Below are 13,045 nucleotides of genomic sequence, written 5' to 3'. Positions count from 1 at the left end.
TTGGGTTGTGGTGTGCCCCGTCAGTGTACGGCGGGCGGGGTGGGGGAGAGGTTGCCTGTGGGTGCGATCACCCGCCCGGGATTATGCTAAATACATAATCTATGCTATGATGTACGTATGAAAAACGCCCCGCTGACCCTGGAATTCGGCACCGTTCGTCTGCCCATCAGCGCGGACGGCCTGCTACACGCCCCCAGTGCCCTGACCCAGCTCGGCCTGAACGCCGCCGACCAGACCGCCGCCCTGGACGGCGTGAACACCCCGGAACGCGACTTCGGCGCCGGACCCGAAGCGACCCTGACCGTCGCCGACTTCACCCGGCTGGCCTTCACGCTGGACACCCCCCAGGCCCGCCGCTGGCGCAGACGCGCGCAGGACCTCCTGACCCACGCCATGCAGGGCGACGTGCGCCTCGCGGCCCAGATCGCCGAACGCAACCCCGACCCCGAAGCGCGCCGCTGGCTGGCCGCCCGCCTGGACAGCACCCACGCCCGCCGCGAACTGATGAGCACCGTCGCCCGGCACGGCGGCGCCGGAACCGTGTACGGGCAACTGGGCAGCCTCAGCAACCGCAGCGTGCTGGGCACCGACAGCGCCACCATCCGCCGCGAACGCGGCGTGAAACACACCCGCGACGGCCTGAACGCCACCGAACTGCTGCGCCTCGCGTACCTGGACACCGCCAGCGCCCGCGCCATCCAGGAACGCGGCGCGCAGGGCAACGCCGCCATCCTGCGCCTGCACGAATTCGTCGCCCGGCGCGAACGCCTCGGCTGGGAACTCCCGCTGCCCGGCGCGGCCGCCCCCTCACAGACCGGCTGAGCGGGCGGCGCCTGCGCGCCTCTCCCTCATGCTGGCCCGCTAGAATCCTGCTCGTGCCGCCCCTCCTGATCCGCCTCGTCCTTGCCGAGGTCACACGCTGGTACGCGGCGGGCGTGGCGCTGTTCCTGACCCTCCAGATGGTCGACGTGCTCAGCAGCACCGTCAGCAAACTCCTGACCTACCACCCGCCGCTCCTGAAGGGCGCCGCCGCGTTCCTGGCGATCCTGCCGACCATCCTGAACCGCGCGCTGGTGCTGGCCGTGCCCTTTGCGATCCTGCTGGCCTTCTCGCGCATGCAGCGCGACAGTGAACTCAAGGCCATCAGCGCGGGCGGCGTGCCCCCGCTGCGACTGGTGTGGCCGCTGGCCCTGCCGTTCCTGGCGGTGGCGGCCGTGGCGTTCGTGAACGCCGACCGGCTGGTGCCCGCCGGACTGGCCGCCTGGGACCGCGCGTGGTTCAGCATCTACGACATCCCCCCGCCCCCGCCCCGGCAGGAACGCTACACGTACGCCCCGCCCGGCGCGCTGTACTACGCCGGACGCATCGTCAGCGAACCCGGCGGCAGCACCGCGCAACTTCAGGGCGTGATGGTGCAGCGCGGCCAGGAAACCCTGACCGCCTCGGTGGGCAGCTGGGACACCCGGAACCGCACCTGGACGCTCACCACCCCCTGGATCACCCGCCCCGGCCAGCCGCCCCGCCAGAGCACCCAGTCCGTGACCGTCCCGCAGAACGACACCCTGCGCCCCCCACCCGGCAACGCCGAACAGGCCCCCACCGCCGACCTGCGCGCCCGCGCCGCCGACCCCGCCCTGCTGCCCGCCGACCGCCGCGCCGCCGCGTTCCAGCTGGCCCGCCGCGTGGCCGACCCGCTGACGGCCGTGGTGTTCGCCCTGGCCGCCGGGGCGCTGGGCCTGCTGCTGCGTAACCGCGCCGCCGCGTTCGCCGCCGTGCTGGTGTTCATCGTGACCTTCTACGTGCTGTGGAGCACCGTGCCGGGCCTCGCGACCGCCGGGGCGCTGAACCCCGCGCTGGCCGCGTGGCTGCCGAACCTCGCGTTCACGCTGCTGGCTGCCGCGCTCGCCTGGAGGCTCCGGTGAGAGGCCTGAAAACCTTCGAACGGTACGTCCTGAACGAGATCCTGCCGTTCCTGTTCGGCGCGCTGGCCGCCGTGATCAGCCTGCTGGTCGTCGGCAGCCTGGAAAAAGTCATCGCGCCGCTGCTCGCCAAGGGTGCTAACCCCGCCCTGGTGGCCCGCGTGCTGGCCCTGAACGTCCCAGAGGCCGCCGCGCAGGCCCTGCCCATCGCGCTGATGTTCGCCACGCTGCTGGGCCTGTCCCGCCTGGCCGCCGACAGCGAACTGAAAAGCGCGCTGGCCGCCGGGATTCCCGCCACGCGCCTGTTCCGCCCGGTCCTGGCGCTGGGACTGGCCGTGACCGTCCTGGCCTTCGCGCTCGGCGAGGGCCTCGTCCCGCGCGCCCGCACCGAGGCGCGCAAGGTGCAGCAGCAGATCGTGCTGGACAATCCCCGCGTGCTGGGCCTGAACGCCGCCGGGCAGAACGCCGTGCTGCGCGACTCGCTGGGCCGCGCCATCAGCATCGGGCAGATCCTGCCCGGCGGGGAACTGCGCGACCTGCGCGTCGTGACCATGCAGGCCGGACTGCCCCCCCGCGAGGTCATCACCGCCGCCAGCGGCCGCCTGCGCCCGGGCAGCACCGTCCTCGAACTGCGCGACGGGCAGCGCGTCACGTACCAGGACGCCCGGCCCGTCACGGTCCTGACCTTCCAGAGCGGCACCCTGCCCCTCCAGGACACCGGCACCGAACTCGGCGCAGAGGGCGGCGGCGACCTGAACCCCATCTACGAACCGCTGCCCACCCTGATCGCCCGCACGAACACCTACCGCGCGCAGGGCATCAGCGCCCCGGCCGACTTCACGGCGCTGCACCGCAAGTTCGCCGGGCCGCTGGCGGCGCTGGCCCTGGCGTTCTTCGCCGTGGCGCTCGCCGTGTTCAGTTTCCGCAGTGGCCGCGACCTGGGCCTGGTGTGGGCGCTGCTGCTGACATTCGCGTACTACGCGACCTTCAGCGTGTTCCGCATCATGGGCGAGAACGGCGCGCTGCCCGGCGCGGTCGCCGCCTACGCCCCGGACCTGATCGCCGTCGCGGCCGGCGGGGCGCTGCTGTGGCTCACCGCCCGGCGATAGACGGGACGCGGGAGGCGGGAATCCGGTAGGGTGCAGCATGTCCCCAACCAGAAGCACGGCCAGAAGCACGGCCGGACGCGCGGCCAACCGCTCGGCCCTGACCTGGGCAGCCCTGGCCACCGCCGGCGCCGCCCTGATCGCCCGGCAGGCCACCCGCCCCGCCCCGACCGACACCGAGACGCTGGACGCCACCCGCACCCTGCTGCGCGCCGCGCTGCCCAGCGTGCGCCCCTTCGACGTGCAACTCTGGAACGGAGAGGTCATCGCGGCCACCCGGCCCAGCCGCGCCCGCCTGATCCTGAACAGCCCGGAAACGCTGGGCCGCCTGCTGAAACTCCCGCTGGACATGGCCCTCGGCGAGGCGTACCTGCGCGGCGACTTCGAGATCGAGGGGAACATCGGGGACATCGCCGCCATCGCCGAGACCTTCGACGCGACCCTGAACCCCGCCGACGCGCCCGCCCTGCTGCGCGCCGCCGCCACCCTGCGCCGCCGCGCCGGGGCCACCCCGCCCATCGCCGTGACCGCCAGCCTGGAAGGCCCGCAGCACTCCCGCGAACGCGACCAGCAGGCCATCTCGTACCACTACGACGTCAGCAACGACTTCTACAAACTGTGGCTGGACCGGCGCATGGTGTACTCCTGCGCCTATTTCAGGGGCGGCACCGAGACGCTGGACGGGGCGCAGGAAGCGAAACTGGACCTCATCTGCCGCAAACTGCGCCTGCAACAGGGCGAGCACCTGCTGGACATCGGTAGCGGCTGGGGCGGCCTCGCCATTCACGCCGCGCAGCGCTACGGAGCGCGCGTGCTTGGCGTCACGCTCAGCGAGGCACAACTGCATGAGGCCCGCGCCCGCGCCGAGGCCGCCGGGGTTGCCGACCGCGTCACCTTCGAACTGCGCGACTACCGCGACGTGCTCGCCCACGCGCCCGAAGGCAGCTTCGACAAGATCGCGTCGGTCGGCATGGCCGAACACGTCGGCCGCCGGAACATGCCCACCTACTTCCGCGCCGCGTATACGGCCCTGAAACCCGGCGGCCTGATGATGAACCACGCCATCAGCGACGGCATCCCCCAGGCCCGCGTGCCCCTGTGGCTCCAGAGCGGCAACTTCGCCCGCCGGTACGTGTTCCCCGACGGCGAACTGCTACCCATCTGGGAAACCGTGAAACACGCCACCGAGGCGCAATTCGAGGTCCGCGACATCGAGAACCTCCGCGAACACTACGCCCGCACCCTCACCCACTGGGCCGCGAACCTCGAAACGCACCACGACGAAGCCCGCGCCGCCCTCGGCGAGCAACGCCACCGCCTGTGGCGCATCTACCTGGGCGCCACCTCCCACTACTTCGAGAAAGGCCACCTGGGCCTCTACCAGACCCTGCTGGCGAAACCCGACGAGCAACGCCGCGCCCACGTCCCCCTCAGCCGCGCGGACCTGTACGAGGGGTGAGCAGTTGATGGTTGAAGGTTGATGGACAGGGCTTTTCCATCAACCATCAACCTTCATCCATCAACTTTCCCTTGCGTGGCCTGGATGGCGGTCAGGGCGATGGTGTACACGATGTCGTCCACGAGCGCGCCGCGACTCAGGTCGTTCACGGGTTTGCGCAGGCCCTGGAGCATGGGGCCGACCGCGATGACGCCGGCGGCGCGCTGCACGGCCTTGTAGGTGGTGTTGCCGGTGTTCAGGTCGGGGAAGATGAACACGGTGGCGCGGCCCGCGACGGGACTGCCGGGCGCCTTGGCCTGCCCGACGGACAGGACGCTGGCGGCGTCGTACTGCATGGGGCCGTCGACCAGCAGGTCCGGGCGGCGTTCGCGGACCAGGGCGGTGGCGGCCTTGACCTTCTCGACGTCCTCGCCGCTGCCGGATTCCCCGGTCGAGTAGGACAGCATGGCGACCCTGGGCGTGATCCCGAAGGCGTGGGCGCTGTCGGCACTCTGAATGGCGATGTCCGCGAGTTCCTCGGCGTTCGGGTTGGGGTTGATGGCGGCGTCGCCGTACACGAGGACCTGTTCGGGCATCAGCATGAAGAACACGGAGCTGACCAGTTTCGAGCTGGGCGCGGTCTTGATGAGTTGCAGGGCGGGCCGCACGGTGTTCGCGGTCGTGTGGACGGCGCCGGATACCAGGCCGTCCACCTCGCCCAGCGCGAGCATCATGGTGCCGAGCACCACGCTGTCTTCCAGTTGCGCTTCGGCCTGCGGGGCGGTCAGGCCCTTGCTGCGGCGCAGTTCGACCATGGGTTCGACGTACTGCGCGCGGATGTCGTCCGGGTTCAGGATTTCCAGGCCGTCAGGCAGCGTCAGGCCCTGCCCCCCGGCGACCTGCCGCACGCGTTCCGGGTCGGCCAGCAGCACGCAGCGCGCGATGCCTTTCTCGGTGCAGCGGATGGCGGCCTTCACGGTGCGCGGCTCGTCGCCCTCGGGCAGCACGATGCGTTTGGCGGCCGCGCGGGCCTTCTGGATCAGTTCGTAGCGGAACGCGCTGGGCGGCAGGCGGCGGTTCCCGGCGATTTCCGGCACGCGCAGCCGCGCGCCCAGCGTGCCGATGTCCAGCCGGTCCGCGATGAAGTCCAGCATGCGGTCCATGCGGCCCGCATCGTCGTGCGGTACGCGCGGGTCCAGCCGTGAGAGGCGCGAGGCCGTCTCGAACGAGTTGGTACTGACGCGCAGCACGGGCAGGGTGCTGCTCAGGGCCGCGCGGCACAGCCGGTCGATGCTGTCCTCCGGGGCACTGCCGGACGTGAACATCAGCCCCGCCAGCGGCACGCCGCTCAGGTGCGACAGGGCCGCCGCCATGATCACGTCCTCGCGGTCGCCGGGCGTGACGACCAGCGCGCCCGGCACGAACAGGTGCGCCATCTTCGGCACGGTGCGCGCCGTGACGACCGTACTCGTCACGCGGCGCAGGCCCGCCTCGCCCTCGTTCACGATCTCGGCGCCCAGGTGCCGGGCGACGTCCAGCGTGCGCGGCGCGTTCAGGCTGCCGGACTGCGACACCACGCCCAGCAGCGGCAGCGTCCCGCCGCTCAGCACGCGGCTGCGGGCGCGCAGTTCCGCCATCAGCGTCCCGAAATCCAGTCCCGGCGGCGCGAAGTTCAGCACGTACCCGCTGAGGCCCGAGCCGTCGCTGCGGCGGTACGCCTGCGCCGCGATCTCCAGTTCGTCCGCCAGTTCCGCCGCGCCCACCCCCGCCAGACTGGACACCAGCACCGTGTCCGCCTCCAGGTTCCGCGCGAGACTGGCGTTCAGCGCCCCGGCGTACACGTTCCGTTCGTTCAGGGCGAGGCCCTCCACGACCAGCACGTCCGCGCCGCCCCCCGTGACCTGCCGGGCCAGCGTCACGACCGCCTCCATCAGGTCCTCCTCGGCCCCCAGGCTCAGTTGCTCCTCGGCGTGCGTGAGGGGAATCGGGTCGGGGGTGGGCAGGTGCGCCAGCGTCCGCGCGAAATGCACGCTGTCATCCGTGCGGGTTTCGTGCGTCTGCGCGATGGGTTTCAGGAACGCCACCTTCAGCCCCTGGCGTTCCAGCGCGCGGGTCAGGCCCAGCGCCGTGCTGCTCAGGCCCACGCCGTTGCGGGTCGGTGCGACGAACAGTGTTTTCATGCCTGGGCTCCCTTCAGCCCGGCCAGGACGTCCTGCGTCTGCCGGGCGATCATCAGTTCCTCGTTCGTGTTGATCACCAGCGCCGGCAGCGACCCTTCCGGACTGATCAGCCCGGACTCGCCGCGCACCGCCCGCGCGTTCAGGGCCGGGTCCACCGCCGCGCCCAGCACGCCCAGCCGCGCCAGGACCGCGCCGCGCACCGCCGCACTGTTCTCCCCGATGCCGCCTGTGAACACCAGCGCGTCCACGCGGCCCAGCGCGACTGCCATGCCCGCCATCTGCTTCGCGAGGCGGTACACGAACGCCTCGACCGCCAGCCGCGCGCCCGCGTGCCCGCGCGCCGCCGCTTCCTCCAGTTCCCGCATGTCGTTACTCAGCCCCGACAGGCCCAGCAGTCCGCTCTCGCGGTTCAGGGCGGCCGTCACCTCCGACAGGCTCAGGCCCGCCTGCCGCGCAATGAAATCATGCAGGCCCGGGTCCACGTCCCCGCTGCGCGTTCCCATGACCAGCCCTTCCAACGGCGTCAGGCCCATGCTGGTGTCCACGCTGCGCCCACCGGCCACCGCGCACACGCTGCACCCGTTTCCCAGGTGCGCCGTGACCAGATTCAGGTCCTCCAGCGGGCGGTCCAGCACCTGCGCGGCCTCCGCCGCCACGAACGCGTGACTGGTGCCGTGGAACCCGTAGCGCCGCACGCCATGCTGCCGGTACCACGCCTCCGGCACCGCGTACCGGAACGCCACCTCCGGCATGCTCTGATGAAACGCCGTGTCGAACACCGCCACCTGCGGCAGGTGCGGGAACGCCGCGCGCGCCGCCTCGATCCCCGCAATGTTCGCCGGATTGTGCAGCGGCGCCAGCGGCACACACGCCCGCACGGCGTCCAGCACCTCCGGCGTGATCAGCGCCGGCTCACTGAAGCGCTCGCCACCATGCACCACCCGGTGACCCACCGCGCCCACGTCGCCGCGCACGCCCAGCTCATCGAGCGCACCCGCGATCACCGCGAACGCCTCCGCGTACGTCCCGCCCGGCAACGCCACCGACCGCCGCCCCCCCGGCAGGTCCAGCCGCGCCGACGCGTCCCCCGACCCCAGCCGCTCGGCCAGACCCGACAGACCCACCGCCCCACTCCGAACGTCCAGCAACGCAAACTTCACGCTGCTCGACCCGCAATTCAGCACCAGAGTCCACATGCACCCATTCTGACAGCGCAGGCCAGGGCACACGGCCCCCCCCGTAACGAACGGTGCAGGTGGTGGTCCGTCATGACCGCAGCAGATCAGCGCTGTCAGGTCAGCGTCTGCGGGTCACGCGGCGCACGTCGGGCGTGCCGTCCAGGTGTTCGAGCAGCAGGATGGGCGCGGCGGGGTAGTCGGCGTACAGGCTCTCGCCCCATTCGATGACGCTCAGGCGGCTGCGTTCGATCAGGTCCTCGAGGTCCATCTCGTACAGTTCGTTCACGTCGCGCACGCGGTACGCGTCGACGTGCAGCACCTGTCCGGCCGGGGTGGGGTAGGCGTTCATGAGGGCGTACGTGGGGCTGGTGACGGTGTCGGTGAAGCCCAGCGCGGCGACCAGTCCCTGCGTGAGGCTGGTCTTCCCGGCGCCCAGTTCGCCTTCGAGGAACAGGACGCTGCCGGGTGGCAGGGCGGCCGCCAGTCGCGCCCCGAGCCGCTGCTGTTCGTTCAGGCCGCGTAGCAGCAGGACGTCACCCGGTTCGATCGGCAGGGAATCGGCGGTCATGCTGCCCAGTATGCCGGGCGGCAGGTGCCCAGTGGGCGGGGGGGGCGTCAGCTCTCGCCGGTGTCCAGCCAGGGGCCGACGCGTTCGTCCAGCGCGGTCCAGGTGACGGCGCGGCCCAGGCGCCACTCGCCGGGCGCGCTGCTGCGGGCCGACCAGACGTGCGCGGCGTCGTTCATGTCCAGGCGTTGCAGGCCGAGCGCGCTCGCCTGGACCAGCAGCGTGCCCATGCCCTGTGCGGCGGGGTCGTGCGGGCCGTGCTGAATCTGGCCGTTCAGGAACAGCCACGTTTCAACGGGTTCCTGCGCGGGCGCCGGTACGTCCGGCAGGGAGAACGACGCCGGGAAGGCCGCCGGTGCCGCCGCTGATGCCGGTGCGCTGGCCTGAGCGGCGGGGGCGCTGGTCGCGGCGGGCGTGATGGAGGACAGCAGCGTGTCGAACAGCGACGACGCGCTCTGGGCGGGCTGCCCGGCGTTCGACGGGGTGATGTTCACGGGCGGTGGCGCGGCGGACGGGTCGGGCGCGGCGGCGAACAGGTTGGTGTCGGTCGCTTCCTCGAAGTCGAACACGTCCAGCAGGCCGCTCAGGGCGTCCTGACCGAAGGTGGCGGTCACCTCCTGCGCGGCGCGGTACTCGGCGTGCGCTTCGGCCAGCAGGGCCTCGGCGTCCAGCAGCGTCTGCGCGTAGCGTTCGCGGGCCTGGGCGCTCATGCGGCCCAGGCGGCGCTGGGCGCGCAGCGTGTCGGCCAGTCGGCCCAGCGTCTGCGTGGTCTCGCCTGCCAGGTTGCGGACGGTGTCGTACTCCTGCACCACGCGGTCGGCGCGGGCGTCGAAGTCCTCGCGTTCCTGCGCGGCGGCGCCCATGCGGCGCTCCAGCAGACTCCACAGCGTCGCGACGTCCGGCTCCTGCCCCTGCGCCAGGGCCGCGCGGGCCTGCGCGAGCAGCGGCGCGAGTTCCGCGCTGGCGCCGGTCACGTTCCGCGCCGAGCGTTCGATGTCCAGCAGTTCGCGTTGCGTCGCCAGTTGCGCCTGCGCGTTCACGCCGGCCTGCAACGACTCGTGCATGGTCCGCAGTTCCTGCAGTTCGTCCGTGGCGAGACTGCCGATGTCCAGCAGGTGCCGCGCGGAATCCAGCGCGATGCGCATGTCCGCTCCGGCCGCCACGCCCGACAGGGCGGATTCCAGGCGCATCAGTTGCGTCTGCTGTTCGGCCAGCAGGGTGGTGCGCTCGAACTTCAGTTGCTCGCGCCAGTTCTCGACCGTGTCGGCCGTCAACTGGTTGCCGTGCTGCAGGTTGCGCAGCGCGTCGTGCTGGGCGCGCAGGTCCGGGCGGGCGTCCAGCAGGGCCGTGAACTCGCGTTCCAGCTTGCCGAGTTGCTGCGCGGCGTGCGCCTGTTCCAGCGCCAGCACGCGCGCCTGCGCTTCGGGGTCCAGGATGGTCGCGGACGTGGGAATCTCGGCGTTGTCGACGTTCTCGACGGTCTGCACCACCGAGGACTCCAGCAGTTTGCGCAGGTTGAAGGTGATGTTCCGCGCCCGCTCGACCTCGCCGGGCAGCAACGTGCCCTGCTGCTGCGCCTCGTCGATCTGCCCGATCAGGGTGTCCAGGCGGCGGACCTCGCGGCCCCCCATGCCCTGCACGCGCGCGAACGTCGCCTTGAGTTCCGCGAGGTCCTGCGCCTGCTCGACCAGTCCCTCGCGCAGGCGGCGGTCCATCACCTCGATCAGGTTCTGCCCTTCTAGGACCAGGGCGCTGATGTCGCGCCCCTCCTTCTCCTCCTGCTTGGCGACGCTCAGCACGCCACGCAGCCGCTGCGTTTCGGGCCAGTCGAAGTACAGCGTGAACCGCCGCGCGCCCTCCTCCAGGCCCACCAGGGAACTGATGGTCGGGGTGGGCAGCTGACGCTCCTGCGTGGTCTTCATCAGCTCGTTCAGCACTTCCGACACGCGTTTCTTGGCCAGCGGGGCGGGCACGCTCAGTTGCAGTCGCTTGAACACCTCACGCTTGAGGATGTCCTCGAGCACCTGCACTTCCAGGTGGTCGAGGCTGCTGCCCCGCGCCTGCGCGGCGTCCTGAAGGATGCGTTCCAGCGCGCGCGGCGACACCAGGTCGCCCAGCATCTGGACCGGCAGGCGGTGCAGGGAACCCCCGGCCATCAGACTTCCTCATCCCAGTCGATGCTGGTGTGCTGCGTGGCGTTCTGCACGCTGGGTTTGGCGGTGCCCAGCAGTCCGAACTGCTCGCACAGGCCCCGGAACCCGAAGGCCATCAGGCCCAGCGCGGCGGCGCTGAGGACCGCCCAGACCGGCAGCGCGTACGCGCCCTGCGAGAGCGTCAGGTTCAGCAGGTTGCGCAGCGGCGCCGCGCCGAACAGGTCACCGAAGGCCCCCAGCAGCCCGAACAGGCCCTCCAGGAACAGCGGCAGCATCAGCAGGCCCAGCCCCACCATGATCGCCCGCCAGTAGGTGTTCCGCCCGCCGAACGCGAGGTTCAGCAGGTACAGCGGCAGGACCGTCAGGCCCGCCAGCAGCGCGAAGATCAGCACGCGCAGCCACCCGCTGAACCAGCGGGACACCCCGGCGCTCGCGCCGTCCAGCGCGCTGACGGGACGGCCCGCCGCGGCGTTCTCCACGTTCGCCAGCGACGCGATCAGGGCCTGCACGTCCGTGGGACGCAGGGCGCTGCGACCCTGCGCGGCCGACACGGCCCCCTGAAGGCGGTCGAATCCGGCCGCGTTCCGCAGCGCCGCCGGGGCGCCCGCCAGGGCTGCGCTCGCCTCGGCCAGCGCCTCGCGGGCCGTGGCGTTGTCCGCGTGCCCGGACGCCGCGAGGGCGCGGCCCAGCGCCACGTACGCCGCACCGGCACCCGCCGTCGCCTCCGCTGCGGGCGTCTGCGTCGCCGGTGACTGCGTGGCTGGTGACTGGGTGGCCGGGGTCTGGGTATCCGGGGTCTGGGTGCCTGGCGTGACCGGAACGGGCGTCACGGTGGGCGCCGCGCCCCCGGCCGCCGGTTTCGTTCCTGCCGGAGTCGCCGCCGGTGGGGTCGCCAGGGTCGCCGCGAAGGCCGCCGTGCCCGAACGCAAGGCCGTCAGCGACGTTCCCAGCGCCGCCGTGTCACCCGACGTCAGTTGCCGCAGCGCGTCCCCGAACTGCGAGACCTTCAACTCGCCCGCCCCCGCCGAATCCTGCACCACCGTGAACCAGCTCGTCGCGCGCGCCAGGTTCACGTACGACGCCGTGCTCTGCGTGGGCCGCGCCGACGCCAGACTCGCGCTGACCTTCTGCACCGCCGCCCGCTGAAGCCGCCACGCCGTGCGCTCCAGCCGCCCGGCCTTCGCGTCACTGCCCAGCACCTGGAGCGCCTGCGCGTTCAGGCCGAACTCGCGGCCCAGCAGCTGAAGTTGCGCCGCGCCGTTCGCCGGGGCGTCCGACAGCAGCGACAGCGTCTGGTCGTACAGCGCCTTGCGCATCAGCCCGCGCGCCAGCAGCACCTGCGCCTCCAGTTCCGCCGGGGTGCGGCCCAGCGCCGCGCGGGAACTGCCCAGCGCGTCTTTCAGGCCCGACACGATCTGCCGGTTGCGGATGGTGGGCGCCAGCGTATCCAGCGCCGACTGCGCCGCGTCCAGGCGCGTCAGGGCCGCCTGCGCCGACGTGCCGCGCGCCGTCACCGCGCCGTCCAGGTTCTGCGCCAGCGCGTTGTACGCCGCGAGATCCTGCGCGCCCGCCCCGCCCAGCCCCAGCGCCGCGAGGGCCAGCAGCGTCATGGGCGCGCGCACGCGGCCCGTCCGGTCATCCTGAATGGACAGCCTCACGCCGCCACCCGCAATTGCTGAAGTTCCACAAGAAGTCTCCCCACGTTCGCTTGAGAATTGGCCACCACCGCCACGCAGTACCCACCCAGCGGGCACATGCACACCGTCTGACCACCCAGATCCGCCGACATCAGCCGCAGCGCCCGCTTCTGGAACAGCATCGCGCTCGCCGCCACCACACTGCCCAGCCCCGCCGGGTCCTTCACGGCCCGCGACCGCAGCACCTCACCACTGGAACGGCACACCATCACGCCCTGCACGCCCGACAGTTTCCCCAGCAGCTGAATCAGGGCGTCCTGATCCAGCGTGGTCGACAGGTCGTACGCACGGCCCTCCAGCATCCCGCCGTACTCCGGGTCCTCGAACTCGAAATCGTCCGCGCTGAGCATCAGGTCATTCCAGACGGTTGTGGCGCCCCCGGCGTCATCCCAGGTGGCCAGCGGCACGTTCTGCGTGAACAGCGTCGGCGCTTTCGGGTACTTCGACTCCAGTTGACCCGACAGGCCCTGCAACTCCCGCCGCGCCCGCGCCGACGGCATCACGGTCGACAGGCGCGCCAGCAGCGGCCCCGAGATCAGTTGCTGCATCTCCTGCGCCGACACCGTATCAGGCGCAATGTTCTGCTCGCGCAGCACCGCGCGCAGCATGGTCTCGGCAGCCCGTTCGGAAACAACGCCCGACAGGGCGCGGACGGTCATGGTGTACACAGCGTTCGTCATGAAGAACCTCAAGGGAGTATAGGTAGGCCGAGCTTACATTTTTATCTCACGTTTACATGCCCTGCGTGCGGGCGTTCCCGTCCACAGGCGACCCTGCTATAATCCCCGCTGCGCCGCTGCCGCGCCCCC

General features: G+C 71.5%; 10 protein-coding genes. 4 read left to right on the top strand and 6 right to left on the bottom strand.

What is annotated here, in order from left to right; all coding sequences use genetic code 11:
- Positions 1–117 precede the first annotated feature (117 nt).
- From ddrC to IEY70_RS15980, 4 genes are read left to right on the top strand one after another with little or no spacing between them, the layout of a single operon-like run.
- Positions 118–822 (top strand): DNA damage response protein DdrC, encoded by a 705-nt coding sequence (gene ddrC, locus IEY70_RS15995; RefSeq protein ID WP_189066023.1) that lies wholly within the window; start codon positions 118–120, stop codon positions 820–822.
- 53 nt (positions 823–875) lie between these two features.
- Positions 876–1,922 (top strand): LptF/LptG family permease, encoded by a 1,047-nt coding sequence (locus tag IEY70_RS15990; protein ID WP_189066022.1) that lies wholly within the window; start codon positions 876–878, stop codon positions 1,920–1,922.
- Positions 1,923–1,927: 5 nt separating this feature from the next.
- Positions 1,928–3,028, top strand: coding sequence for an LptF/LptG family permease (locus IEY70_RS15985; protein WP_189066039.1), 1,101 nt, complete (start codon positions 1,928–1,930; stop codon positions 3,026–3,028).
- A gap of 37 nt (positions 3,029–3,065) precedes the next feature.
- Positions 3,066–4,484 carry a class I SAM-dependent methyltransferase gene (locus tag IEY70_RS15980; protein WP_189066021.1) on the top strand — a complete coding sequence of 473 codons (1,419 nt, stop codon included), beginning with the start codon at positions 3,066–3,068 and terminating at the stop codon, positions 4,482–4,484.
- A 53-nt stretch (positions 4,485–4,537) separates the two neighbouring features.
- On the opposite strand, the gene pta is transcribed toward IEY70_RS15980, so the two are convergent.
- From pta to IEY70_RS15950, 6 genes are all read right to left on the bottom strand, one after another.
- Positions 4,538–6,643, bottom strand: coding sequence for a phosphate acetyltransferase (pta, locus tag IEY70_RS15975; RefSeq protein WP_189066020.1), 2,106 nt, complete (start codon positions 6,641–6,643; stop codon positions 4,538–4,540).
- Positions 6,640–7,839 (bottom strand): acetate kinase, encoded by a 1,200-nt coding sequence (locus tag IEY70_RS15970; RefSeq protein ID WP_189066019.1) that lies wholly within the window; start codon positions 7,837–7,839, stop codon positions 6,640–6,642. Before IEY70_RS15970 ends, pta begins: the two co-directional genes overlap by 4 nt.
- Positions 7,840–7,939: 100 nt before the next feature.
- The gene (gene tsaE / locus IEY70_RS15965) at positions 7,940–8,389 is read right to left on the bottom strand and encodes a tRNA (adenosine(37)-N6)-threonylcarbamoyltransferase complex ATPase subunit type 1 TsaE (RefSeq protein WP_189066018.1); all 450 of its coding nucleotides are present in this window, start codon (positions 8,387–8,389) and stop codon (positions 7,940–7,942) included.
- A 47-nt stretch (positions 8,390–8,436) separates the two neighbouring features.
- Entirely contained in the window at positions 8,437–10,542 is a 2,106-nt protein-coding gene (locus IEY70_RS15960) for a coiled-coil domain-containing protein (protein WP_189066017.1), read from the bottom strand.
- The gene (locus IEY70_RS15955) at positions 10,542–12,197 is read right to left on the bottom strand and encodes a hypothetical protein (protein WP_229777985.1); all 1,656 of its coding nucleotides are present in this window, start codon (positions 12,195–12,197) and stop codon (positions 10,542–10,544) included. Before IEY70_RS15955 ends, IEY70_RS15960 begins: the two co-directional genes overlap by 1 nt.
- The gene (locus tag IEY70_RS15950) at positions 12,194–12,916 is read right to left on the bottom strand and encodes a roadblock/LC7 domain-containing protein (RefSeq protein WP_189066016.1); all 723 of its coding nucleotides are present in this window, start codon (positions 12,914–12,916) and stop codon (positions 12,194–12,196) included. The genes IEY70_RS15955 and IEY70_RS15950 overlap by 4 nt, the downstream gene beginning before the upstream one ends.
- Positions 12,917–13,045: the final 129 nt, after the last annotated feature.

The organism is Deinococcus seoulensis (assembly GCF_014648115.1).
In the GTDB taxonomy this organism is placed as follows: domain Bacteria; phylum Deinococcota; class Deinococci; order Deinococcales; family Deinococcaceae; genus Deinococcus; species Deinococcus seoulensis.
The sequence above is the reverse complement of the archived record's forward strand: the minus strand, read 5'-3'. Positions and strand labels throughout refer to the sequence as shown.

What these genes read in the sequence shown, in the direction of transcription:
- tsaE (WP_189066018.1), bottom strand. Translation starts at nt 8,389, where the DNA reads ATGACCGCCGATTCCCTGCCGATCGAACCGGGTGACGTCCTGCTGCTA.
- IEY70_RS15950 (WP_189066016.1), bottom strand. Translation starts at nt 12,916, where the DNA reads ATGACGAACGCTGTGTACACCATGACCGTCCGCGCCCTGTCGGGCGTT.
- ddrC (WP_189066023.1), top strand. Translation starts at nt 118, where the DNA reads ATGAAAAACGCCCCGCTGACCCTGGAATTCGGCACCGTTCGTCTGCCC.
- IEY70_RS15970 (WP_189066019.1), bottom strand. Translation starts at nt 7,839, where the DNA reads ATGTGGACTCTGGTGCTGAATTGCGGGTCGAGCAGCGTGAAGTTTGCG.
- pta (WP_189066020.1), bottom strand. Translation starts at nt 6,643, where the DNA reads ATGAAAACACTGTTCGTCGCACCGACCCGCAACGGCGTGGGCCTGAGC.
- IEY70_RS15980 (WP_189066021.1), top strand. Translation starts at nt 3,066, where the DNA reads ATGTCCCCAACCAGAAGCACGGCCAGAAGCACGGCCGGACGCGCGGCC.
- IEY70_RS15960 (WP_189066017.1), bottom strand. Translation starts at nt 10,542, where the DNA reads ATGGCCGGGGGTTCCCTGCACCGCCTGCCGGTCCAGATGCTGGGCGAC.